20 protein-coding genes and 2 pseudogenes are annotated in these 23,285 nt (G+C 64.0%); 12 read left to right on the top strand and 10 right to left on the bottom strand.

What is annotated here, in order from left to right:
• Positions 1-59: 59 nt before the first annotated feature.
• The 5 genes from E1809_RS14780 to E1809_RS14760 all read right to left on the bottom strand — a co-directional run bounded on the left by E1809_RS14780 (position 60) and on the right by E1809_RS14760 (position 6,566).
• Positions 60-1,679: an ATP-binding response regulator gene (locus tag E1809_RS14780; protein WP_133205008.1), complete on the bottom strand. Its 1,620-nt coding sequence runs from the start codon at positions 1,677-1,679 to the stop codon at positions 60-62.
• A 39-nt stretch (positions 1,680-1,718) separates the two neighbouring features.
• Positions 1,719-3,947, bottom strand: a complete 2,229-nt coding sequence (locus E1809_RS14775; protein ID WP_133205007.1) for a S9 family peptidase — start codon at positions 3,945-3,947, stop codon at positions 1,719-1,721.
• Positions 3,948-4,037: 90 nt separating this feature from the next.
• The gene (locus E1809_RS14770; RefSeq protein ID WP_133205006.1) at positions 4,038-4,490 is read right to left on the bottom strand and encodes a hypothetical protein; all 453 of its coding nucleotides are present in this window, start codon (positions 4,488-4,490) and stop codon (positions 4,038-4,040) included.
• Between the two features lie 99 nt (positions 4,491-4,589).
• The gene (locus E1809_RS14765) at positions 4,590-5,210 is read right to left on the bottom strand and encodes a TasA family protein (RefSeq protein ID WP_133205005.1); all 621 of its coding nucleotides are present in this window, start codon (positions 5,208-5,210) and stop codon (positions 4,590-4,592) included.
• A 552-nt stretch (positions 5,211-5,762) separates the two neighbouring features.
• A complete protein-coding gene (locus E1809_RS14760) occupies positions 5,763-6,566 on the bottom strand; it encodes an IclR family transcriptional regulator (RefSeq protein ID WP_133205004.1) in 804 nt (267 codons plus the stop codon).
• 507 nt (positions 6,567-7,073) lie between these two features.
• Here E1809_RS14760 and E1809_RS27875 point away from each other — a divergent pair.
• The 7 genes and pseudogenes from E1809_RS27875 to E1809_RS14720 all read left to right on the top strand — a co-directional run bounded on the left by E1809_RS27875 (position 7,074) and on the right by E1809_RS14720 (position 14,217).
• Complete coding sequence (locus tag E1809_RS27875) at positions 7,074-8,231, top strand: ATP-binding cassette domain-containing protein (RefSeq protein ID WP_308166937.1); 1,158 nt, start codon at positions 7,074-7,076, stop codon at positions 8,229-8,231.
• On the top strand, positions 8,221-9,138 hold the full coding sequence (locus E1809_RS14745; protein ID WP_133205003.1) for an ABC transporter permease: 918 nt from the start codon (positions 8,221-8,223) through the stop codon (positions 9,136-9,138). Before E1809_RS27875 ends, E1809_RS14745 begins: the two co-directional genes overlap by 11 nt.
• 206 nt (positions 9,139-9,344) lie before the next feature.
• Positions 9,345-10,073 (top strand): annotated as a pseudogene (locus tag E1809_RS14740) (glycine betaine ABC transporter substrate-binding protein); the annotation flags it as partial.
• A gap of 29 nt (positions 10,074-10,102) precedes the next feature.
• The gene (gene dapA, locus E1809_RS14735; RefSeq protein ID WP_133205001.1) at positions 10,103-10,993 is read left to right on the top strand and encodes a 4-hydroxy-tetrahydrodipicolinate synthase; all 891 of its coding nucleotides are present in this window, start codon (positions 10,103-10,105) and stop codon (positions 10,991-10,993) included.
• Between the two features lie 28 nt (positions 10,994-11,021).
• A complete protein-coding gene (locus E1809_RS14730; RefSeq protein WP_133205000.1) occupies positions 11,022-12,533 on the top strand; it encodes an aminobutyraldehyde dehydrogenase in 1,512 nt (503 codons plus the stop codon).
• Between the two features lie 153 nt (positions 12,534-12,686).
• Positions 12,687-13,466: an ABC transporter ATP-binding protein gene (locus E1809_RS14725; protein ID WP_205754197.1), complete on the top strand. Its 780-nt coding sequence runs from the start codon at positions 12,687-12,689 to the stop codon at positions 13,464-13,466.
• Positions 13,459-14,217 carry an ABC transporter permease gene (locus E1809_RS14720; protein ID WP_133204998.1) on the top strand — a complete coding sequence of 253 codons (759 nt, stop codon included), beginning with the start codon at positions 13,459-13,461 and terminating at the stop codon, positions 14,215-14,217. The genes E1809_RS14725 and E1809_RS14720 overlap by 8 nt, the downstream gene beginning before the upstream one ends.
• Before the next feature lie 93 nt (positions 14,218-14,310).
• On the opposite strand, the gene E1809_RS14715 is transcribed toward E1809_RS14720, so the two are convergent.
• Positions 14,311-15,222, bottom strand: a complete 912-nt coding sequence (locus E1809_RS14715; protein ID WP_133204997.1) for a helix-turn-helix transcriptional regulator — start codon at positions 15,220-15,222, stop codon at positions 14,311-14,313.
• Positions 15,223-15,352: 130 nt separating this feature from the next.
• Between E1809_RS14715 and E1809_RS14710 the strand changes: the two genes are divergently transcribed.
• The 5 genes from E1809_RS14710 to E1809_RS14690 are packed head-to-tail and all read left to right on the top strand — an operon-like array spanning position 15,353 to position 18,982.
• Positions 15,353-16,726 carry an MFS transporter gene (locus E1809_RS14710; protein ID WP_133204996.1) on the top strand — a complete coding sequence of 458 codons (1,374 nt, stop codon included), beginning with the start codon at positions 15,353-15,355 and terminating at the stop codon, positions 16,724-16,726.
• A complete protein-coding gene (locus E1809_RS14705) occupies positions 16,723-17,133 on the top strand; it encodes a (R)-mandelonitrile lyase (RefSeq protein ID WP_133204995.1) in 411 nt (136 codons plus the stop codon). The genes E1809_RS14710 and E1809_RS14705 overlap by 4 nt, the downstream gene beginning before the upstream one ends.
• A gap of 36 nt (positions 17,134-17,169) precedes the next feature.
• Positions 17,170-18,027 carry an aldo/keto reductase gene (locus tag E1809_RS14700; protein WP_133204994.1) on the top strand — a complete coding sequence of 286 codons (858 nt, stop codon included), beginning with the start codon at positions 17,170-17,172 and terminating at the stop codon, positions 18,025-18,027.
• A gap of 27 nt (positions 18,028-18,054) precedes the next feature.
• Positions 18,055-18,618 (top strand): flavodoxin, encoded by a 564-nt coding sequence (locus E1809_RS14695; protein ID WP_133204993.1) that lies wholly within the window; start codon positions 18,055-18,057, stop codon positions 18,616-18,618.
• 43 nt (positions 18,619-18,661) lie between these two features.
• Positions 18,662-18,982, top strand: a complete 321-nt coding sequence (locus tag E1809_RS14690) for a carboxymuconolactone decarboxylase family protein (RefSeq protein ID WP_133204992.1) — start codon at positions 18,662-18,664, stop codon at positions 18,980-18,982.
• A 221-nt stretch (positions 18,983-19,203) separates the two neighbouring features.
• Here E1809_RS14690 and E1809_RS14685 read toward each other — a convergent pair whose 3' ends face one another.
• The 4 genes and pseudogenes from E1809_RS14685 to E1809_RS14670 form a co-directional block, all read right to left on the bottom strand.
• Positions 19,204-20,658 carry an amino acid permease gene (locus tag E1809_RS14685; RefSeq protein WP_235835607.1) on the bottom strand — a complete coding sequence of 485 codons (1,455 nt, stop codon included), beginning with the start codon at positions 20,656-20,658 and terminating at the stop codon, positions 19,204-19,206.
• Between the two features lie 5 nt (positions 20,659-20,663).
• Positions 20,664-21,779, bottom strand: coding sequence for a histidinol-phosphate transaminase (hisC, locus tag E1809_RS14680; RefSeq protein ID WP_133204991.1), 1,116 nt, complete (start codon positions 21,777-21,779; stop codon positions 20,664-20,666).
• 191 nt (positions 21,780-21,970) lie between these two features.
• A complete protein-coding gene (locus tag E1809_RS27415) occupies positions 21,971-22,930 on the bottom strand; it encodes a signal peptidase I (protein ID WP_133204990.1) in 960 nt (319 codons plus the stop codon).
• Positions 22,931-23,113: 183 nt separating this feature from the next.
• A pseudogene (locus tag E1809_RS14670) lies at positions 23,114-23,285 on the bottom strand (IS110 family transposase); the annotation flags it as partial.

Raw genomic sequence — 23,285 nt, 5'->3', positions numbered from 1 at the left:
AGGGGCGGTGTTGATTTTTGTGCAGCCTGGCGGCTTGCGGCCAAGCCGCGTGACTGAACCTAGTCTTCTGTGTCCAGCGGAAGTTTGACCAAGACCGTGGTTCCTACGCCAAGTCCGGATTCGATATCCAGCTCGCCCGAATGGCGCTTGACGATGTCGTGCGCGATCGCCAGGCCGAGTCCGCTGCCGGGTATGGCGGCTGTTGAGGCGTTCGACGCGCGGAAGAAGCGTGTAAACACTTGGCTCAGTTCCTTTTCGGGGATACCCACTCCCGTGTCTTCAACCCGCACCACCACGCTCGGAGATTCCCCCGGCTCCGAGGCGATGCCGCTGCTCACAGCCACGTAGCCGCCGTCGGGCGTGAACTTGATGGCGTTGCTGACGATGTTGGAAAAGACCTGTTCGAGCTTCGCCTCATCAGCCTGGACGGTGACGGTTCCGGGTGCGTTCTCCACGCTCAGGGACAGAGAGCGGGCGTCGGCAAGGGGTTGCAGTGCGGCGACCACGAGCTTGAGCATGGTGCCCACGTTCACTCTGCTGAACTTGAGGTCGCTTGAGCTGTCCTGGTGCGAAACAGTGAGCATGTCCTCAATCAACCGCCGGAGCCGCTCGGTGTTCCTCGAAATAACCTCCACCATCCGGCTGGCCCCCGGTGGAATCTCCCCGCCCGCGCCGTTAAGGATCATGTCCACGTACGCCGTGATGGATGTCAGCGGTGTCCGGAGCTCGTGGTTGACCGTATGAAGGAAGTCGGTCTTGGCTTGGTCCAATTCCTGGAGCTTGAGCATGACTTGTTGTTGCGCCCCGATCAAGTGGCTTTGCATCAGCGCGTAGGCCAGGTTCCCGGACACGTGCTGGATCAAGCCGATCTCGGCGCGGGTCCATTCGCGGACCGTGGCCGGGCGGGCGATCCACATGACTCCGAGCACCAGGTCACCCTCGCCAAACGGCACAACAAGGGAGTTCGACGGCGGGCCGTCACCTTCCGTCCCGCCTCCGCCGGTCCGCGTGGCTGGGTGTTGTACCTCGGTTTCGGCCCACAAGTGTGCCGCGAGGTCGAACGTCGACACGGGATCCCTGAGTTCCGGCGGCAGGATTCCGCTTGATAGTCCAGGAGCGTTCCACTCTGCGCTGACTTGGGTGACGCGGGCATCCGGAAAGGTAGTGAACCAGACATGCTCCGCGCCCAAGGCCTCGCCGATTCCGTCCACCAAATGCCGGGCAATCCGGTCGGGATCGATCGTGGACCGCATGGCCGCGGACACGTTCCGCAGCCTCCCGCGCAGTGTCTCAGCCTCCGCATGGCGACGCATCCGCTCGGACGCGCGCGTGACCAGGACCAACGCCCTATGGGCTCTGAAATCAGCAGACTGCGCCTTGTAGACGTAATCGGCGGCCGTCCAGATGTCCAAGGCGGCCACATCGAATTCGTCTTCGGGATCCACCATCAAAAGGACCGGCACATCACGGCTGCCAACGGTTTCGCGAAGCCCGTTGTCCAACACCACCAGATCGTGTGGCGCCGCCTCCAAAGCAGCGGCGAGCGAACCGGCGTCGGACGCTGAATCCACCAGGAAACCGGCCGCGGTGAGCGACTCGGACGTCTCGGCCAAACGGACCGGATCAGGGTCCGCGACCAATGCGTGGAGCGGCGTTTCTTTCGACACGGGACTATCCACTGCAACTCCTACGGTCCGTTTGGCTTCCAATTGAGAAGGTTACTTCAGGCCGGCCCCCGGAAGCAGGTCAATTGCGCCAAGTGAATCCGCGACGAACGCGTAATCCCACGCGCGCTCACGCCACTGCACGTAACGGCCCGAAGCACCGCCGTGGCCGCCGTCCATTTCGATCTTCATGACAATCGGTTCCGAACCCGTGGTTTCCGCGCGCAGCAATTGCACCCATTTGGCGGGTTCGACGTAAAGCACGCGGGTGTCGTTGAACGATGTGACCGCAGCGATTTTCGGATAGTCCACAGCACGGATGTTCTCGTACGGGGTGTAGGACTTCATGTATTCGTACACTTCGGGGTCCGTGATTGGGTTGCCCCACTCTTCCCATTCCAAGGCCGAGAGCGGGAGTTCCGGGTCCAGGATGGTGTTGAGCGCGTCCACGAACGGGACCGCGGCCACGATCGCGGCGTACTTTTCGGGCGCGAGGTTCGCCACCGCGCCCATCAGGAGTCCGCCAGCAGAACCACCCATCGCGGCGATCCGGTCCGGTGCAACCCAGCCGGAAGCCGCCAGCCAATCGGTTGCCGCGATGAAGTCCGTGAAGGTGTTCTTCTTGTTGAGCTTCTTGCCGTCGTCGTACCAGCGCCGGCCGAGTTCACCGCCGCCGCGCACGTGGGCGATGACCATCACGATTCCGCGGTCCAGCAAGGACAACCGGGCGATCCCGAAGCCCGGATCCATGCTGACCTCGTACGAACCGTAGCCGTACACCAGGCCCGCTGCCGTGGAGTCTTCCTGGACGGAAACGTGCCGCAGGACGGACAGCGGGACGCGCGTGCCGTCGGCCGCCGTCGCCCATTCCCTGGTGGCGACGTAATCGGAGGCGGAGTAGCCGCCCAGAACGGGGCTTTCCTTGCGGAGCAAGAGTTCGCCGCCGGGCAGTTCGGGGGTCGGCAGCACGAAATCGTAAACCCTCGACGGCGTGAAGTAGGAGGTGTAGCCGATCCGGATCACCGGCGCGGAGTAATCCGAACCCGAAACCCCGGCCGTGTACAGTTCCTCGTCGAAGGCGGGCTCGACGGCGGTACCTTGCGCGGCCGTCCCCAGCCCCTCGAGCGGCAGTACCTGCACGCGTTCGATCGTGTCCTGCCGCACGGAAACCACCAAATGCGTCGAAGTGACGCCCGCGCCATTGACGCGAACGGCGTCGGAATGCTCCACGACGGTCCGCCAGCGCTGCTCAGCGAGCGGCTTGATGAATTCGTCGGCGTCGACGATGGACACCATAGAGTTGATGGCGTCCTTGTTGTGGGTCAGCAGGATGGTTTCGGTCTCTTGACCATCAGGGCCGGCCAGGAGGAACGGCTCGGCTTCGTAGAGGATGCGCTCGTCGCGCGGGATCACGGTGACCAATCCGGCGTCGGGCTCGTCCAAGCGCATGAGGCGCGTTTCGCTGAATTCCGAGCACCCGATGCTGAGCACCAAATGCCGGCGGTCGGCCGAGAGCTCGAAGCCGAGCCACATGGCGACGTCGTCCTCTTGGTAGATTACCTCGTCCGCGCTGACCGGAGTCCCCAGCACGTGCGATTTCACCTGGTAGGGCCGCCAGGAATCGTCCACCACCGTGTAGAAGATCTGAGTGCCGTCGGGGGAGAAGGCCACCCCGTAGAAGATGTTCTCCACGACGTCGGGCAACAACTCGCCCGTCCTCAAGTCCTTGATGCGGAGCGTGAACCGTTCGTCGCCGGCGTTGTCCACCGCGTAGGCAAAGAGGTTGCCGTCCCTCGTGACGGCCGTCCCGCCGACCGCGAAGAACGGCTTGCCTTCGGCCTCGACGTTGCCGTCCAGGAGGATCACCTCGCCGGGAAGTTCGACGCCGGGTTCCACCGCCGGAGGGGTCCAGTCGGCAACGGCGTTGCCCGAGTTCGCGGCCCGGATACGGCAATGGATGCCGTATTCCTGGCCCTCAACCGAGCGGGCGTAGTACCACCAATCGTCCTTGCGGTGAGGGACGGAGAGGTCGGTCTCAAGGGTGCGGCCCTTGATTTCCTGGAAAATCGCTTCCCGCAGAGGCTCCTGGTGCGCCGTGACCGCCTCTTGGTAAGAGTTCTCGGCCTTGAGGTGCTCAATGACCTCAACCGATTCCTTGTCCCGCAGCCATTCGTAGTTGTCCACGAACACATCGCCGTGGTGCTCACGTGTAGTTGGCACCTGCTTCGCGACGGGAGGAACCAAAGGCGTGGACGGCTGGGTGGCGCCGGAAATCTGGGTCATGCTCTCAATATATAAAGCCTGTCCGACGTTGGAGGGCCGTTTCGCTGGAAGGTTACTTTCCGGGCCCGGGGCCCAGCGGCGCGGGCGGCCTTAGGTGCAGGTGAAGGAACCGGTGACGCCCGGCCCGGTCCAGGCGTTGTTGCTGTTGGGGATCGAGTACACATTGATGACCGACCAGTTCCAGGTTCCCGTGTGGGGCGTGATCTTGGGCGTGTAGCTGCCGCCGGCGGCCTGGTTGCTGGTGCCCGTGAAAACGGTGCTTCCGCCGCTGGTGATGGTGATCTGGCCGAGGAAACGCGGATCGGCGAGTCCCCACGACGTGACGGTGATGGCGAGGTTTGAGCCGGTGCAGCTGGCGCTGACGGTGGCCGTGGATGCCATTGAGGCGGTGCCGACCGGGAGGGCCGATCCCGTGGAGGTGTTGAAGGCGGCTTGTGCGATGCCGGGTGCAAAAACCAGGACCGTGGCGGCCGCGAGCACAGCTGCGATGCGCGCGAAGACACTCGTCTTCGCGGCGTCGGCGGCGCTTCGGCTTCTACGCAAGGTCCACGGCTTTCACTCGGGGCATTATGCCAGCAAACGGGGTGCCCTCCGCCGTCGTTTCCCAGTATTCGACGGCGGAGGGCGGGAGGGGTGGTTCGGTTACTTGTTGGTGGCGGTGCGTTGGGTTCCGGTGAAGTTGAACGCGATGGTGCTGTTCAGGCCCTGGAAGGTGTTGTCCGCAGTGGCGGGCAGGGTGAGGGTGACGCGCAGGTTGTCGGTGCTTCCTGCGGTGGTGGAGGTGAGGTTGGCCAGGGCCATGTTGGCGCCGGTGACAGCCCGAGTGGCCAGGACGTTGGTGGTGGTTCCGGAGCAGGTGTACGTGTAGGCGGGAGCGGTGCCGGCTTCGGTCCAGGGGACGGAGCAGTTGTCGACCGTGAGTTGGAGGCCATTGGTGGCGTCGGTGTCGAGTTTGGAGGTGGGCAGGGCCGAAGTGGTCAGCGTAATCGCCGAAAGGTTCTGGTTGCCGGCGGCGTTGGTGAGGGTGGCGGCGCGTTGGATGGTGTCGCCGGGGACGATGTTGGTGGCGGCGACGGAGAGGCGGTTGGTGGCTCCCGTGGCGCCGAGGGCGATGTTGACGGTGCCGGACCCGACGGCGGCGGAAGCGGAGGTGGAGGAGGTGAAGGCGCCGTAGGTGCCCAGTCCTGCGACGCCGGCGGCGGTGCCGACGAGGGCCAGGGAGGCGATGACTTTGCCGGTGGTGGTTTTCAGGTTCAGGCCCATGGTCGTTTCCGTTTCTGTTCTTGTTGTTGTCTGTGGTGGCTGTGCTGCCTTTGTTGTTGTTGGTTTTAGTGTTGTCCATGCGTTTTAGGACGGTGCAGGGATCCGGTCAGGGTTCCATCAAGTTTGCTTAAAGATCCGCTCAAGGCGTTCCCAGCCCCTTCAGACGCCCGCTCACATATGCCCCCAAATCCCCGACGCCGGCTCACGTTTCGCCGTTAAATCCTCGACGCTGGCTCACGTCTTGTGCGCGGGGGTTGCCCAAAGGGGTGTCATATCTGCGCGGGCGTCCGGGGCGGCCGGGCGGTTTCCGACGCGCGCTCACGTCTGGTGGGGTTTTTCCCGACGCCGGCGCACGTCTTGTGCGCGGGGGTTGCCCAAAGGGGTGTCATATCTGCGCGAGCGTTTGGGGTGGCCGGGCGGTTTCCGACGCTCGCTCACATTCGGTCGGGTTTTTCCCGATGCCGGCTCACGTCATGTGCGCGGTGGTTGCCCAAAGGGGTGTCATATCTGCGCGCGCGTTGGGGCCCCGAAGCCAGTATGCCGAAAGGATGCTTAGGCGCTCGCCGGCATGGTGCTTGTCAGTTGCTCCGTGAGCGTTTTGGCCGCATCGGAAAGCATCCCGAGGTTGCGCTGGATGGTTTCTTCGCCGTCGATCCTGTGCTTCGGCGCCACCATCGCCAGGGCGGCGAACAATTGGCCGACGTTGTCGCGAAGCGGGACGGCTATGGCAACAATCCCGTCCTCGAGTTCGTCGTCGATCATTGCCCAACCTTGGATGCGCACTCGCTCGATCTCGGTCTGGAGCTGGCCGAGGTCGGTAATCGTGTTTGCGGCCAGTTTCGGCAAATCGGTGCCGAGGACGCTGCGGACCTGCTCGGGAGTGAGCTCCGCCAAGAGCAACTTTCCCGTCGCCGAGGCGTAATGGGGCCAGCGCATGCCGCGCATATCTGACATCGTCACGCCGATGGAACGCGGCGCGTCCTGGAGGACGAGCTCATATTCGAAGAGGCCTTGGCGCAGGCTGAGGGTGACGGTTTCGCCAAGCTGCTCTGCGAGGGTGTGGACCGTATCCCTGACCCTGGCGACGAGGCCCGCTGAAGGATCAACAGCGCTCGCGACTCGGGCCAAATCCCAGCCCAACGAAAAGAGGGTGTCCGTCCGGTCGACGAACCCTTCCTCTTCCAAGGTCAACAAGAGCCGGAACACTGTAGGCCGCGGAAGGTTGACCATCTTTGCCACCTCTGTGGCAGTGGTTCCCTTGGGGCTCGCCGCTAGCGCCCGCAGCACGCTGATGGCGCGCGCCACCGACCTGTTGGAGCTGATGGTGTTCTTGGACTGGGAGTCCCGGTCAGTCACGGGCGAGGCCTTCCGGATAGTTGTCGCATCAGGCTATCGGCTAGTGCCGCGCACCCCCAAGCCCACCGCCTCAATCCGCGCTCCCGTCTGGATGGAAATATCCAAATGACCGGGCCCATCCTGCCGGGAAAATCGCCGGACGTGAGCGGGCGTCGGGAATTCTGTCGCCGGACGTGAGCGGGCGTCGGGAATTCTGCCGCCGGACGTGAGCGGGCGTCGGGAATTCTGCCGCCGGACGTGAGCGGGCGTCCAAGATTCGCGAATCTATCAACTGCAGTGGCGTTCAAATATCAAGCGGAGTGTTCAAATTATGACCTGCGCCACTCATTCCGTCAAGGTCTGGCAATAGTTCGGCCTAATTCGCCCCAGCCTCTTGACCCTGTGACTTCCACCACTCTATCGTTGTTCACACCGTAACCATCTAGTTCAATCTGTGAACACAAGGAAGTGATCCATGAACCGCATCACCGAGGCGCGACCTCTTGGCGAGTACGCCGGGAGGACCCCGTGAACACCGTGGAACTTGGGACAACGACGGCGGACCGGACGGTGGGTGCCAAGCAAACCGGAGCGCCGTTCATCCGTGTGGAAAACCTCACCAAGGTCTTCCAGCTCACAAAGTCCGGGCGCTCGGGGCTATTCGGACGGCGTCCCCTGAAGGGATTCACGGCCGTGGACAAGGTCTCGTTCGAGGTGGAGCGGGGCCAGATCTTCGTCATCATGGGCCTGTCCGGCTCGGGCAAGTCGACCATCATCCGCATGATCAACCGGCTGATCGATGCCAGCGACGGAACCATCACCGTAGATGGCAAAGACGTCCGCTCCTTGCCGGCCAGCGAACTCCGCGCCTACCGCAACCAGACCATCAACATGGTCTTCCAGCACTTCGGACTGTTCCCGCACAAGTCCCTGGTGGACAACGTCGCCTTCGGCCTCAAGGTCCGCGGAGTGGACAAGGCCACCAGGGAAGCCAAGGCCGCGGAAGCGCTGACGCTCGTTGGCTTGGGGGACCGCATCCACGCGATGCCGGACCAGCTGAGCGGCGGCATGAAGCAGCGCGTCGGGCTCGCGAGGGCGCTGGCCACCGACGCCGAAATCCTCCTTATGGACGAACCGTTCAGCGCCCTTGACCCGCTTATCCGCAAGGACATGCAGGAACTGCTCATCAAGCTTCAGCGCAACTTCAAGAAGACCATCCTCTTTGTTACCCACGATCTCAACGAAGCGATGTACCTGGGCGACCGGATCATGGTCATGAAGCAAGGCAAGGACATGCAGAACGGGACGGCCTTGGATCTCCTCGAAGCTCCGGCGGATCCCTACATCGAAGAATTCGTTGCCGAAGTGGATCGAAGCCGCGTCATCACGGCCGGCATGGTCGCCCGCCGTTCACCCGCCCCGGCAGGCGCACCCGCCCCGGCAGGCGCACCCGCCCCGGGAGCCGCCACCGCCCCGGGAGCCGCCACCGCCCCGGGAGCCGCCGCCGTCGGCGAGCCCGGCGAACGCGTCCAGGAGGACGTTGTCCTGCACGAATTGCTGCCGATTTTCGCAGCGGGAGCGGGCTGGGCCGCCGTCGTCGACAAGAACGGCGCGCCAATCGGAAAAGTGACCGCGGAAGAAGTCTTCGCGGCCCTCGCACCCAAGGGGTTCAGTAATGCATCTTGATGTTGGAACATGGTTCGCCGCTCTGATCGACTGGCTGCTGGCCAATTTCGGGTGGTTCTTTAACGCCGTCTCCTGGCTCATCAACCTCCTGGTGGGGGAAGTGGCGAACGTGCTGATCGGCCTGCATCCTTTCCTGATCATCGCGCTCCTGGTGGCAGCGGCAGCGGGCTTGACCCGCAGCGTGGGCCTGAGCGTCTTTTCGGTGCTGGCTTTCTTGCTCATCTACTCGATGGGCCTCTGGACGGACAGCATGTCCACCCTTGCCGTGGTGCTGGTCTCCGTGGTGTTCTCCCTCGCCATCGGCATCCCGTTGGGGATCTGGGCGGCCTTGAACAACACCGTGAGCAAGGTGGTCCGTCCGATCCTGGACCTCATGCAGGCCATGCCGGTCTTCGTCTACCTGATTCCGGCGGTCTTCTTCTTCGGCGTGGGCATGGTCCCAGGAATCGCCGCCACGATCGTCTTCGCGATCCCGCCTGCCGTGCGGCTTACCGAATTGGGCATCCGCAAGCTCGACGTCGAGCTCCTTGAGGCCGCGACGGCGTTCGGCGCGAAGAGGAGCCTGGTCCTCAAGGACGTGCAGCTTCCCCTGGCGTTCCCGTCGATCATGGCCGGGGTGAACCAGGTCATCATGCTCGCGCTGTCCATGGTGGTTGTCGCCGGGCTCGTCGGTGCCGGTGGCCTCGGCGGCGTGGTTGTCCAGGGCGTGGCCCAGCTCGATACCGCACGCGGCTTCGAAGGCGGGCTCGCCGTCGTCATCCTCGCTGTCTACCTGGACCGCGTTACCGGCGGTGCGCAGTCCCTCGGCGACGTCCTTCGCCGCAGGCGTGTCCGCAAGGAACAACGCGCCGCCGCCACAACCACCCCGGCAGCTGCCCGCGAAGCCGCCACCACCGCTGCCAACTAAGTAGCTGCAAACTAAGCCTTCCCCATCCCCCTTACACATCATTGGAGTCAGACCTTGATTAAGAAAATTGCAGCCTTCATTGGCTGTGCCGCCCTCCTTGCAAGCGCGAGTGCGTGTTCCGGAGTCAGTTCCGCCGGCTCCCAGCCCAGCGCCAAGACCGTTACCGTGGCCACCGTGGCCGGCTATGACGACACGTCGCCGTCACCGGCCTCTGGCAGGAATTGCTTTCGGAGCACGGCTACACCCTCCAGACCAAGCAGGTGGACCTCGCCGCCGGCTTCTCCGGAATTGCCCGCGGCGACCTTGACGGCTACCTGAACGCCTGGCTGCCGACCACGCACGGAACCTATGTGGACAAGTACAAGGACCAGCTGGACATCCTGCCGCAGCCGTTCTTCAACAACGACCGCTTGGTACTCGTGGCGCCGAAGTCGGTTCCCGAGAACACCATCAGCGAGGTGGTGAACAACGCCTCGAAGTATGGAAACAAGCTCCTCGGCATCGAAGCAGGCTCGGGCGAAATGAAGATTCTGCCGGAGGTCCTGCAGAAGTACGGTGCGACCGACAAGCTCAACCTGATCGCCGGAAGCACCCCCGCAACCCTCGCGGCGCTGAAGGACGCGTCGGCGAAAAACCAGCCCCTTGTGGCGGCCCTGTGGACGCCGCACTGGGCGTTTGCCTCCATGCCGATCAAGGTCCTGCAGGACGACCTCGGCGGTTGGCCTAAGCCCGACGGTTCCTACGTGGTGCTGTCCAAGCAATTCGCGTCGAAGAACCCGGACGTCGCGAAGTGGATGGGGAACTTCAAGATCACCGACGATCAGTTCTCGAGCCTCATGCTCGACGTCAGCCAGGCCAAGGACCCGGTAGAAGGCGCCAAGAAGTGGCTGGAAACAGCCGAGAACCGCAAAGCCGCAGATAGCTGGTTCAACTGATGCCGGCCGCCCAGCCGAAAGGAACGAAGATGCTCAGCGGTGTCCTCACCGCCCTCGCCACACCGTTCACGCCCGACGGCGGGATCGACGTCGCGGGGTTGCGCTACCTTGTGGATCGCTCAATTGAGGGCGGCGTCAACGGGGTGGTTGCCTGCGGTTCCACGGGCGAGTTCGCGATGCTGAGCGCCGACGAGCGGCGCTTGGTGGTGGAGACCGTCGTGGAGCATGCCGCCGGCCGGGTGCCGGTGGTTGCCCAGACCGGTGCGACCAGCACGCGGGAGGCGGTCAGCTTGTCCCGCCATGCGCAGGAATGCGGTGCCGACGTGATCATGGTGGTGTCTCCGTATTACGATCCGCTCTCCCTGTCCGAGGCCAAAGGGTATTTCCGCTCCGTGGCCGAGGCCGTGGAGGTGCCGGTGATGCTCTACAACATGCCGCCGCAGACGGGGATCAACCTCGATGCGGACACGGTGGGGACGCTTGCCCGCGAGGTGGAGAACATCCGCTACGTCAAGGACTCAAGCGGTGACATGGGCCAGGCCACCCAGCTGATCCACCACCACAGCGACTACATCTCAACAATCGTCGGCTGGGACAGCCTGATCCTCGCGGCGCTGACCGAGGGCGCGGCCGCGGTGATGGCCGGTACGGCGAACATCGTGCCGCGGGAGATCGTAACTGTGCAACGGGCGGTTGCGGCCGGTGACTTCTCGGCGGCCAAGGCCGAGTGGGCCCGGATCTATCCGCTGATCGACGCCGTCCTGAGCTTGCCGTATGTGCCGGCGGTCAAAGCCACGCTCGGGCTGCTTGGCCACCCGATCGGCTCGCCCCGCCGTCCTATCGAGGACCTTGCCCCGGACGCCGTGGCCCGCCTCGGGAAGCTCGTTGCCGAGCTGCAGCTCGAGGCTGCGTACGCCTGACCCTTTCCATCAACCAACAGGAGCGATCATGACTTCATCAACAGAGACCATTTCCGGCGTCGTGCGGCGCCCGGCCGAACCTACCCAGATCCTTGCGGCGGGCGAGCTTCCTCCCACGCAGCACTTCATTGCCGGGCAATTCCAAGCGGGATCCGGAAGTGAGACGCAGCCGATCGTGGATCCCTGCACCGAGGCCACCATCTGCGAGGTGCCGCAAGGCACTGCGGCAGATGTCGACGTCGCGGTCGCCGCCGCCGTCGAAGCCCGCCAAGCCTGGGGACGAAAGCTTCCGAAGGAACGCTCCGAGATCCTGCTGGCCATTGCCGACCGGCTCGCCCAAAACGCGGACCTGCTGGCACGGCTGGAATCGCTCAACTGCGGCAAGCCCCTCATGGTGTCCGAGGACGACGTCGCCTCGTCCATCGACTCGTTCCGCTTCATGGCCGGGGCCGTCCGGGCCCAGACCTCCATCGCGGCGGGTGAATACGCCCAGGACCACTTGTCCGTCATCCTTCGCGAACCGCTCGGCGTCGTCGGCGTGGTCACGCCGTGGAACTACCCGCTGCTGATGGCTGTGTGGAAGATCGCGCCCATCCTGGCCGCGGGCAACACGATCGTGCTCAAGCCGTCCGAGCAGACCCCGCTGACCACCTTGAAGTTCGCGGAGCTGATCGCGGACCTGCTGCCGGCGGGCGTCTTGAACATCGTCACGGGCCTCGGCCCCGTGGTTGGCCAGCGGCTGGCTGAGCACCCGGACGTGGACATGATCGCACTGACCGGTTCGGTCAACAGCGGCCGCGCCGTCGCCCGTGCTGCCGCCGACACGGTCAAGCGCGTCCACCTCGAACTCGGTGGCAAGGCCCCGGTGGTCATCTTTGCCGACGCCGACCTCGCCGCCGCAGCCGAATCCCTCCGCGCGGCCGGGTACTGGAACTCCGGCCAGGAGTGCGGCGCCGGCACCCGTGTCCTCGTTCACGAGTCGGTGGCCGAGCGCTTTACCGAACTCCTCGTCGAGCAGGTCAGCACCTTGGTGGTGGGGGAGCCGACCGCGGGGTCCGACGTCGAAATCGGTCCCATGATCTCGAAGGCGCACTACGAGCGCGTCCTCGGGCACCTTGAACGAGCACAGTCCGACGGCGCGCGCGCGGCTTTGGGCGGCGGAGCCCTCGCCGGGCAGGGCTACTTCATTTCGCCCACCGTGCTGGCCGACGTCCCCGAAGGCGCCGCCTGCACGCGCGAGGAGATCTTCGGACCGGTGGTTACGGTCGAGACGTTCTCCACGGAGGAAGAAGCAGTGACTCGAGCCAACGGCACCCCGTACGGGCTTGCGGCTTCGGTGTGGACCCTCAATGCGCAGTTGGGCCACGATATCTCCTCCCGCCTTGACGCGGGCACGGTGTGGGTCAATTCGCACTTGGCGCTGGCCAACGAGATGCCTTGGGCCGGCTTCAAGAGCTCCGGCTACGGCCGCGACCTCTCCGCGTATGCCTTGGACGACTACTCGCGCACCAAGCACGTGATGCACAGCAAGGCACGCTAGTCCTGACGTGAGATCTCGGCCCTTTGGAGCGTACAAGGGGCCGAGATCTCACCCGCCGATTCACAGGACATTCCCAGCGCCCGGGTACCGCACATCCAGAAGACGCGAGCTTATGCTCGTGATGGAGGCGTCCCGACGATGGAGGTAGCCCGGGTGAGCGATGCAGAAGGCCCTTTGATTCTTGAGGTGCAAGACCTCGTGGCGCGCTACGGCGCGCAGACCGCCGTCGACGGCTTGAGCTTTTCCATCAGGCGAGGCGAGATCTTCGGGCTCCTCGGCCCCAACGGGGCCGGTAAAACCACCACGTTGAGTGTCATTGAAGGGCTTAGGAAGCCCGACGGCGGACGGGTCACCGTCGATGGTGCCGACACCGAGCGATCGGCGCTTTCCGTCAAAGCGAAACTGGGCGTGCAGCTCCAGGCGTCGAGCTTCCAATCGGAGCTGACCATCGAGCAACTCGCGCGCTTGTACTCGGGACTGTACGGGTTGAACCTCCAGCGGCGGCAACTGCGCGAGCGGCTCGCCGACGCGGGGCTGGCGCAGGAAGCGGCCAAGCCGTTCAAGAAGCTGTCGGGCGGCCAACAGCAACGGTTTTCGCTCATGGTGGCCACCATCCACGATCCACCGATCCTCCTACTTGACGAACCGACGTCGGGCCTTGACCCGCAATCCCGTCGCCAGTTGTGGGACCGGATCGAGGGCTCACGCCGAAGGGGCGGGAGCATTCTGTTGACCACCCATTCCATGGAGGAGGCACAAGCGGTCTGTGACCGAGTCGCGATCATTGACCGTGGCCGCCTCCAGGCTTTGGGTGCGCCAAATGAGCTCGTGGCGATGCACCGCGAGGATCCACGCGTACTCGCCGTTTCGCGCGGCGACGTCACTTTGGAAGATGTCTTCATCGGACTGACAGGAAGTGCCATCCGTGACTGAAACCGTTGCTCCTCCCAGGCCGCCGATCGGGCTGACCTTGCGTTCCCTCGTGCGGGCAGACACCACCGTCATGCTGCGCAGCCGGCAAGCGCTGATCCTCAACTTCATTCTGCCCATCGTCATCCTCGTGACCACCAACCGCGGCAAGCTGGGGAATACCGGCTTCCTCATCGGCATGGCGATCACCTATGGCCTGTTGTCCTCGGCGCTCATCGGGTACTCGATCACCGTGGCGCGTGACCGCGAAGCCGGGGTGTTCCAACGGCTTCGCGTCACGCCGACACCCACGTGGGCCATCATGGCGAGCCGCCTCGGCGTGCAGCTAGTGACGAGTCTGGTTGTCGGGATCGTCGTACTGGTGGTGGGCAGCATCATGCACGACACCTACTACACGCCGGGCGAATACCTTTTGCTTCTCGCCGTCGCGGTGCTTGGCGGGGCGGTGTTCCTCAGCATCGGCCAGGCACTCGTCGGACTGGTCAAGTCGGCCACTGCCATCAACGCGATCGGCCGGGTCTTGTTCATCCTGCTGATCCTGGTGGGGATCCTCGGCTCCACAGGCATCCTGGGCGATGATTTCAAGAACATCGCCGCATGGACGCCTGTGGGCGCCTTGATCAACTTGTTCAGCGGTGTGCTGAGCCTTTCGACGTGGGGAGCAACCGAGACGGGCGCCCTCCTTGTGTGCTTCGGCTACATCGTGGTGTTTGCCGTGATCGGGATCCGCTGGTTCCGTTGGGAGCCGCAGTAACGCTTAGCCGTTGAGGATCTGCGTCAAATCATGATTCTCGAGGTTTGCTAGGGCAGCGACCGGTGCGGATTGAGGCGTCGGTCCCCCGTGAGTTCAGGCCTGCACATCACTTTCGGTTCCTGTGCCCGATACGGAGCCGGTAGGAGCATGGCCGCCCGAGCGCTTCCCGGTGATGGCCCAGCTGGCGAGGAAGTCGAGTTGTTCCTGGGCGTGGCTGCCTGGTTCGGCAGTGTAGGCGATGAGCGTCAAACCTTCCCCGGGCAGGACCAGTGCGTCACCGGTGAGTTCAATCTCGCCGACGAGGGGGTTCCGCATGGTTTTGCGTGCGGTGCGGTGGAAGCGGACGTTGTGTCGGGCCCACCGCGTGGAGAACTCCGTGCTTCCGGCCGCGAGATCGCCGATGAGGCTGTTCAGATGACGGTCGCGGGGATTCTGGCCGGACTCGGTGCGCAGGGCCGCGGCGAAATCGTCAGCCAGGGTTTCCCACTCGACGAAAAATTCCTTGGAACGAGGATCCAGGAACATGAACCGGGCCAGGTTCAACGGCAAGGTGTCGGGGCTGAGGATGCCGGTGTAGAGGGCGAAGCAGAGGCTGTTCGCTTCCACGATCTCCATCCGGGAGTTCCGGACGTAGGCGGGAGTACCGGTCATGCCGGCGAGGATCCGCTGGACGCTGGGCCGGACCTCGGGGCGTGCCTTCCGGCTGCCTGATGGGCTGGACGGTGCGGCGGCTTTGGCGAGGTCGAACAGGTGCGCGCGTTCGGCTTCGTCCAGTTGCAGGGCACGGGCCAGGGAGTCCAGGACAGAGTCGGAGACTCCTCGGAGGTTTCCGCGTTCGAGGCGGGCGTAGTATTCGGTGCTGACGCCGGTCAGCAAGGCCACTTCTTCGCGTTTGAGCCCGGCGACCCGGCGGGTGGCGCTGTACGCGGCCAGCCCGGCCTGGGCGGGGGTGATGCGTGATCGGCGGCTCATGAGGAACTCGCGGACGTCGGTGGTGTTGTCCATTCCTCTACGCTACGACGCCACGCAGGGTCCTAACAGGAACTGGCAGTACACCGCACAACAGGCACTCCCGCGCAGGTGAAGGGGCTGGTTCTCTTGAATCAGTTGCTTCTTCTTGTCCGGAAAGGACACCATGCCTGTGACAATTCTCAGCCCTTCGGTCGTGACGGCCCGGCCGCGTGCTTCGCTGGCCGTGGCCATGCTGGGCTTCTTCGTTGTTGCCCTTGATGCGCAGATCGTGAATGTGGCCCTGCCCGCGATCCGGGATGATCTGGGCGGGGGTTTGGCCGGGCTGCAGTGGGTGGTGACCGGCTACACGCTGATGTTCTCCGCTCTTCAGCTTTTCGCTGGGACGTTCTCTGACAGGGTCGGGGCACGCCGTGCCTACGGGATCGGAATGATCCTGTTCACGGTGGCATCCGCTGCCTGCGGGTTCAGCCCGAACCTCCCGGTGCTGGTCGCAGCCCGCATCCTGCAGGGCATCGGGGCGGCGATGATCACCCCGGCGTCCCTGGCCCTGATCAGGGAGGCCTACCACGACGCCGTGCAGCGCGGCCGGGCCATTGTCTACTGGGGTCTGGGCGGTTCCGTTGCCGCCGCTGCCGGCCCCGTGCTTGGCGGTGTTCTTACCGGGGTGCACTGGAGGCTCATCTTCTTCGTCAACCTCCCGGTCGGGGTTCTGGCCCTGGTGGTCCTTTCCCGGGTGGCCCGCTCACCGCGCCGGCCGATGCCCTTCGACTGGGCCGGTCAGATCAGCGCCGTCCTAGCCCTGGCAAGCCTGACCTACGGCATCATCGAGGGCGCTACCGCCGGGTACGGAAGCCCCGGAATCCTTAGTGTCTTTGCTGTGGGTGCCGTGTCCCTGGCGGTGTTCATGGTGGTGCAGTTCAAGGCCCGGGCACCGATGCTTCCTTTGGATATTTTCCGGTCCCGTACTGTCTCGACCACCTTGGGTGTTGCACTGGCCACGATGGCCGCCTTCTACGGGGTGGTGTTCCTGCAAAGCCTGTACTTCCAGCAACAGCGCGGCGCCACCGCCTTGGAGACCGGGCTGCTGTTCCTGCCGATGACCGCGCTCGTTGCCCTGCTCAACCCGCTCGTGGCCCGGCTCATGGCCCGCTTCGGTCAGGTGGCCATGATCGCGGCAGGGCAGTTGATCATGGCCGTCGGCCTTGCCGGGCTCTGCCTGCTCCCGGCGGACACCCCGGTGCTGGTCGTCGCCGTGATGATGGTGCCGGTCGGTGTTGGCGGGTCCTTCACCGTGCCCCCGATCATCGCCCTGGTCATGGACCATGTTCCCGCCGAACGCGCCGGGACGGCCAGCGGCGTGGTCAACACCGCCCGGCAAGTCGGTGGTTCCCTCGGCGTGGCGGTCTTCGGCGCCCTCCTGAGCGGGCAGGGCTTCATGGAAGGACTCCGCACCAGCCTCGGCTGGACCGCCGCCATCCTCATCCTCCTCATCCTCGCCTCCCTGACGCTGCGCCACGAGCAAAGGAAAACACCATGAAACTGAACAAGCCCGCGCCCACGACCAAGGCCCCTGCCGGCAGGTTCACCGGAGACGTCTACCTCAGCCCCCTCCACACGGGAGAAGCACCTTCAAGGCTCACGGCAGCCCTGGTGCATTTCACCCCCGGAGCCCGGACCAACTGGCATTCCCACCCGCTGGGTCAGACCCTGCACTGCACCGAAGGAACCGGACTCGTCGCAACACGTGACGGCACGGTGATCCTCATGCGGCCCGGAGACACCGTCCACACCCCGCCCGGTGAAGAACACTGGCACGGTGCCACGCCCGGGAGCCTGATGAGCCACCTGGCCATGGTCGAGCACGAGGACGGCCACAGCGCCACCTGGCTCGAACCCGTCAGTGACGCCGATTACGCAGCGGCCCACACCCGGGCAACCCGATAAAGCCTTTCCCGCCCACATCCAAGCAAAGGAAAATCCATGCAAACCGTGACCCTGAACAACGGCGTCGAAATGCCCATCCTGGGCTTTGGCGTCTTCCAGATCCCCGACGAAGAAACCCAGGCCGCCGTTGAAGCCGCCCTCGCAGCCGGCTACCGGCACCTGGACACGGCTGCTTCCTACCTCAACGAAGCAGCCGTGGGCGCCGCGATCAAAGCCAGCGGCATCGCCCGCGAGGAACTGTTCGTCACCACCAAACTCTGGATCCAGCACGCCCCGGCCGGCAACGTCCAGGAAGATACAAAACGCGCGTTCGAAAACTCTTTGGCCCGCCTCGGCCTCGACTACGTCGACCTCTATCTGATCCACCAGCCCCTGGGTGACTACTACAGTGAATGGCGGGCCATGCAGGAGATCAACAAGGAAGGCGGCGCCCGTGCGATCGGTGTCTCGAACTTCCACCCCGACCGCCTCGTGGACCTCATCGACCACAACGAGATCGTCCCTGCGGTGAACCAAATCGAAACCCACCCGTTCCACCAGCGCGGGACCGACCAGGCCCTGATGCGTGAGCGGGGCGTGCAGATCGAGTCCTGGGGTCCCTTCGCCGAAGGGAAGAACAACCTGTTCACCGACCCGGTCCTTAGCAGCATCGCCGAAGCCCATGGCAAATCCGTCGCCCAGGTCGTGCTGCGCTGGCTCATCCAGCGCGAAGTGGTCGTCATCCCTAAATCCGTCCGGCCCGAACGGATGGCGCAGAACCTGGACGTCTTTGACTTTACCCTCACCGGCGAACAGATGGGCCGGATCGCCGCCCTGGACACCGGGACCAGCCTCTTCTTCGACCACCGCGACCCCGAGAAAGTCTCCTGGCTCGGCGGACGACGGATCGACTAATCCTTGCCGACGCGAACACCCAAAATCATGCCTTCACAAGACACCGGCCCCGCACCGGGGACATCCGGCAAGGTCCTGTTGGTCTGCTTCTCACGCGCCGGGGAGAACTACTTCAACGGCGGCCGGAAAAACATCACCATAGGTAACACCGAAGTACTCGCCGGCATGATCACAGACCGGACAGGCTGTGACGTGCACAGGATCGAGGCGGCAGAGCCCTACCCGGATAGTTACGACGCCACCGTGGCCAGGAACGTCCGGGAGCAGGACAGCGATTCCCGGCCCGGCATCGCCAACCCGCTACCCTCCATCAGACAGTACGACACAGTCCTGCTGGCCAGTGGAATCTGGAACGTGAGGGCACCGATGATCATGACCACCTTCGCCCAAAGCCACGACTTCACCGGCAAAACCATCCACCCCGTCACCACGCACGCCATGAGCGGGCTCGGAACCACAGAACGCGATTACGCCCGGACCTGCCCCGGCGCCGTCATCGGAGAAGGACTCGCCATCCGCGGTGAAGAAGTCCAGGACGCGGGTGCTGCCCTCGATTCCTGGCTCCGCCGCACAGGGCTCCTTCGACCCTGACCCTCAACCAAATACTCAAGCCCACACCCGGAAGGTTATCTTCATGACTGAAACGAACCAGACCCGCGCCCAGCAACTCATCGGCGACTTCGCCCCCAAACTCGTAGAACTCACCGACGACGTGCTCTTCGGCGACATCTGGGAGCGCAGCGAGCTCTCCCCGCGGGACCGCAGCCTCATCACGGTCGCCAGCCTCATCACCAGCGGCAGCACCGAACAACTTCGCGGACACCTCGCCCGGGCAAAGACCAACGGCCTCACCGAAGAAGAGCTCAAGGAAACCATCATCCACCTTGCGTTCTACGCCGGCTGGCCCAAAGCCATGTCCGCAATCACCGTCGCCAAAGAAATCTTCACCCAATGAGATTTACGTCAGACTGCTCGGGTAAATTGCCGATTGCTCGGTCAGCCATGGGCGTTAGGTCGTAGCGAGGTCGTCTTTGAGTGGCGGGCTGGCACGTTCTGCCAGCCCGCCAAAGTGTTCCGGATCCTAATTCCGGCTTGCCGGCATGAGGAACTTCCAAGGCGTGTTCTCCAGCGACAACGGCATGGGAACCTCAATCACCTTGGGCCGGATTTCGGAGGTCATACGCGTTCTTCCTGGAGTACTGGTTCTTCCTGGTGTTCTGCGGTTTTGGTCGTACGGCGGGTAACAACGACCCCGCTGACGGCGATAAGCGCGGTGGCAGTAAAGGTGAGCAGTAGCTGGGTGCGCGTTCCGTCGTCGAGCATTGCCACGATGACGATCAGCACCAACAGCCCGACGGCGGTGTAGGACAAGTAAGGGAAGAGCGGCATCCGGTAGGTCGCAGGGGCCGCGGACGGCGTTGCGGCGAGGTCCCTGCTGCGCCGGAGCTTGATCTGGGAGGCGGCAATGGCTGCCCAGATGACGATGATGGTTGAACCGACGATTGCCAGCAGGGTCTCAAGGACCTTTCCGGGGAAGATGGCTTCGAGCATGGCGGCGATGAAACCGAAGACTACGGTCCACAGCACTGCGGCACGGGGAACGTTGTTGGCGCCGGTCTTCTTCAAGTGCGCCGGGGCGTGCCGCCGCTGGGCAAGGGAATGCAGCATGCGTGAAGCGCCGTAAATGTTGGCGTTCAGGGCACTGAGCAGGGCGAATACCGCAACCAAGGCCATCACGGTTCCAGCCGCCGGCATTCCTGCGACATTCAGCAAGGCGGCGAAGGGGCCTTCCGGGGAGTTGGCTGCATCCGGGGTGAGGATCGAAACGATGATGAACACCGAACCGACATAGAAGACGCAAATCCGCCAAGCGACTGTGCGGATGGCAGTGGCCACACTCTTTTCGGGGTTCTTCGTTTCGCCCGCTGCAATAGCCACGATCTCCGTCCCGCCGAAAGCGAAGATCACAATCAGCAATCCTGCGCCGATCCCGCCGGCGCCTTTCGGGGCGAAATCGGTGAAGTGGGAAAGGCCCGGGCTGTTTCCGTTGAGAACGCCCAAGAGAAGCAGCGCGCCGACGATGAGGAAAGCAAGGATGACGGCGACCTTGATGAAGGCGAACCAGAATTCAAATTCGCCATACTTGGAAACTGCGAACATGTTCACTGCGGTGAGCGCCGCCATGAACACGGTGGCCAGGAGCCACGTGGGCGGGATGGGCGTCCCGGCCGGGGCGGATTGAAGGACGCCGGTCAGGATCGCTGCCGCGCCTCCGGCTTCCGCTGCCACAACAACGGCCAACTGGACCCAGTAAAGCCACCCGATGGTGTATCCGGCGACGGGTCCGAAGGCGGTTTCCGCGTGGGTCGAGAATGCGCCGCTGGCCGGGTTGGCTGCGGAGAGTTCGCCGATCATCCACATGATGAGGACGACCAACGCTCCGGCCACGATGTATGAGATGAGGATGGCCGGTCCTGCGGCCGCGACGCCTTTGCCGCTGCCGAGGAACAAGCCCGCGCCGATGGCTCCACCCAGGCCCATCATGGTGAGCTGGCGGGGTTTCAGTCCCCGGACGGTCCCGGTTGCAGGAGTGCTGGATCGGGGCGAATCGGTGGTTACTGTCGAGTTCAACGTTCTTACCTTTCCGCTGCGAGCCGGTTGAAGGCAGCCTTGGCCGCTTGGACCGCTTGCCGGTTCGCCTCGGGAGTTCCGACGCTGATCCGGATGCCATCACCCGGATAGGCGCGGACAATGACGCCGGCCTCCGTGAAAATCGTTTCGAGTTCCTGTGTGGCCTCGCCCGTGCGGAGCCACACAAAGTTGGCTTCGGAAGGACAGACGTCCCAACCGATGCTGAGCAGTTCGGCGTGGAGCTTTTCGCGTTCAGTGACCAGCGAAGTGATCCTGGCTTCGATTTCGTCCTCAGCGTCGAGGCTTGCCAGCGCGGCTTTCTGGGCGAGCGCGGAGACGCCGAACGGGATGGCGACGGCGCGGAGGGCAGCGGAGATGTAGTCCGGCGCGATTGCGTAACCAATGCGTAGGCCGGCCAGTCCGTAGGCCTTGGAGAAGGTGTGAAGGACAACTACGTTCGGATAGGTGCGGAAGAAGTCGATTCCGTGGGCCGCTGCGGCGTCCACATTGAAATGTACGTAGGCCTCGTCGATGACAACCAGGACGTCCTGCGGAACGGCCGTCATGAAGGCATGCAGCTCGTCGGCCGTCACGGAGGTTCCGGTTGGATTGTTGGGCGTGCACACGAAGATGAGCCGGGTCCGTTCGGTCACAGCAGCCGCCATTGCCGGAAGGTCGTGGCGTTCGTCAGCGGTCAAGGGAACGTGGACGGCCTTTGCACCGGCAAGGCCCGTCAGGATGGGATACGCCTCGAACGATCTCCAAGCGAAGATCACTTCGTCGCCCTCGCCGGCCACCGCGCGGATGATCTGGGAAGCCACCTCGACTGAACCGGCGCCGAAACTCACGGAGGCCGCAGGGACGTCCCAGCGCTTCGCGATCGCTTCCGTAATTTCCGTGCACGCCATGTCCGGATAGAGGTTGATGCCTGCCGCGGCTTCGGCAACGACGTCCCGGACCGACGGCAGTGGCGGATACGGGTTCTCGTTCGAGGACAACTTGTACTGGGTGGTTCCGGAAACCGGTGCGGCCTTGCCGGGCTTGTATGCGGGAAGGTCGTGCAATGCGGACCGCAGGGGCACGCGTTCAACGGTGGACGCGTGGGGCCTGATCGTGGTCATAAGGTGATCTCCTTCACGAAGAGCTGTGGGATGACTCACGTTGACAGTCCTAAACCCACCCTGACAACTGGTCAGGCGACACCTATGCTTTGTGTACAAATCCGGCCGAATTATCGCGCGAAATGCTTACACTTTGTACGTCATTTCGGTGAAGAGGCGACGGCGGGTGGTCACCGCCGTCGGGCCCGTGATCAGGCGGTAGCGCCGAGCGCCTTTTCCAGTTGCGGGCGGTGCCGCTCGATCCCTTCGCCTGCAGTCTCGGCCGCGGCGCGGTCCCTCGCAATCAGTGCGCGTTCGAGGCGGACGCAATGCTCTTCCATTCCGAGCGCCCCGACCATCGCGGAACTTGTCTTGAGGCTGAGGACAGCGTCCATGGCACGAGCATCGTCACCGGCGCTCAAAGCTTCGCTGATGCGCCCAACGCGGACCGGCAGCATCCGGGTGTACGTTGCCGCGAACTTGTTGGCCGCTTCCTTGCTCCGCAATTCCTTGGCCAAACGCTTGAGCGGACGACGATCCAGCGTGGGCTGAGTTGGTTCGGTGGTGGTGTTTTCAGGCTTTTTGCGCCAGATGGAGACCAGGAGCATGCCCACGAGGGCCGCCGGGGCACCGTACATCAGGACCTTCAACACGATGGGGTCGCGGAGGGCGCGGATGGCGTTGCCGAGGTGGGGGATGGTGAAGATTTCGCGGTCCACCGTGGGGGTTGCGAGGGTGGCGGTCCAGGGGTCGGGGCCGTTGTTGGCGTCGCCCTTGGTCTGGACGGTCGCGGTGCCTTGGCTGTTGACATCCAGTTTCACGATGCGGTGGGTTTCGACGCGTTGGTCCTGCACGGGGATGTGGTAGGTGATGATGTCGCCGATTTTGAGCTCGGAGACCGGGACGGGGACGGTGACGACGACGTCGCCGGGGTTGATGAGCGGGGACATGGAGCCGGTGAGCATGGTGGAGGTCTGGTAGCCCAGGACGCGGGGTCCGACCGCGAGGAAGGCGAACCCTGCCACCGCCGCGACCATCACAGTTGTTGTGATCACCCGGGCCGCGACCGTCGCCGCTTTGGCGATAAACCGCTTCTGCCGTGGTTTCGTGCCTTCCGGGCTCTCGGCAGTCCGATCGATCCGTTGCGTATTGCGGACGAGGGGCGCGGTCATGGTGATGGCTCCGATCGATGTGCTTTGGTGCTGTTCGGTGGGAAGCCCCCCGCCGTCAGGGGGGTGTCCCTATGTTCTTTGTCAAGCGGGTGGGAGCAGTTTTTCTTGGCGGTTGTCGGTCCGGGTTTTGGTCGCGGGGTATCGACCGGCGTCCCGGGGATGCCGGCTAATGTGGGGGTTTTGTCAGGCCGCTTTGATTTGCGGCGCCTCGTAAAGCACTCCGTCGCGCAGCATCGCGAACAGGACGTCACAGCGGCGTCTGGCCAAGGCGATCAAGGCCTGGTTGTGCCGTTTGCCCTCGGCCCGTTTGCGGTCGTAGTACTCCCGGGAGACAGGGTCTTTCAGCGCCGCGAAC

This window comes from Arthrobacter terricola (genome assembly GCF_004354015.1).
In the GTDB taxonomy this organism is placed as follows: Bacteria; Actinomycetota; Actinomycetes; order Actinomycetales; family Micrococcaceae; genus Arthrobacter; species Arthrobacter terricola.
The sequence above is the reverse complement of the archived record's forward strand: the minus strand, read 5'-3'. Positions and strand labels throughout refer to the sequence as shown.

What these genes read in the sequence shown, in the direction of transcription:
- E1809_RS14705 (WP_133204995.1), top strand. Translation starts at nt 16,723, where the DNA reads ATGAAACTGAACAAGCCCGCGCCCACGACCAAGGCCCCTGCCGGCAGG.
- E1809_RS14775 (WP_133205007.1), bottom strand. Translation starts at nt 3,947, where the DNA reads ATGACCCAGATTTCCGGCGCCACCCAGCCGTCCACGCCTTTGGTTCCT.
- E1809_RS14765 (WP_133205005.1), bottom strand. Translation starts at nt 5,210, where the DNA reads ATGGGCCTGAACCTGAAAACCACCACCGGCAAAGTCATCGCCTCCCTG.
- E1809_RS14730 (WP_133205000.1), top strand. Translation starts at nt 11,022, where the DNA reads ATGACTTCATCAACAGAGACCATTTCCGGCGTCGTGCGGCGCCCGGCC.
- E1809_RS14690 (WP_133204992.1), top strand. Translation starts at nt 18,662, where the DNA reads ATGACTGAAACGAACCAGACCCGCGCCCAGCAACTCATCGGCGACTTC.
- dapA (WP_133205001.1), top strand. Translation starts at nt 10,103, where the DNA reads ATGCTCAGCGGTGTCCTCACCGCCCTCGCCACACCGTTCACGCCCGAC.
- E1809_RS14695 (WP_133204993.1), top strand. Translation starts at nt 18,055, where the DNA reads ATGCCTTCACAAGACACCGGCCCCGCACCGGGGACATCCGGCAAGGTC.
- hisC (WP_133204991.1), bottom strand. Translation starts at nt 21,779, where the DNA reads ATGACCACGATCAGGCCCCACGCGTCCACCGTTGAACGCGTGCCCCTG.
- E1809_RS14700 (WP_133204994.1), top strand. Translation starts at nt 17,170, where the DNA reads ATGCAAACCGTGACCCTGAACAACGGCGTCGAAATGCCCATCCTGGGC.
- E1809_RS14715 (WP_133204997.1), bottom strand. Translation starts at nt 15,222, where the DNA reads ATGGACAACACCACCGACGTCCGCGAGTTCCTCATGAGCCGCCGATCA.
- E1809_RS14710 (WP_133204996.1), top strand. Translation starts at nt 15,353, where the DNA reads ATGCCTGTGACAATTCTCAGCCCTTCGGTCGTGACGGCCCGGCCGCGT.
- E1809_RS14745 (WP_133205003.1), top strand. Translation starts at nt 8,221, where the DNA reads ATGCATCTTGATGTTGGAACATGGTTCGCCGCTCTGATCGACTGGCTG.
- E1809_RS27415 (WP_133204990.1), bottom strand. Translation starts at nt 22,930, where the DNA reads ATGACCGCGCCCCTCGTCCGCAATACGCAACGGATCGATCGGACTGCC.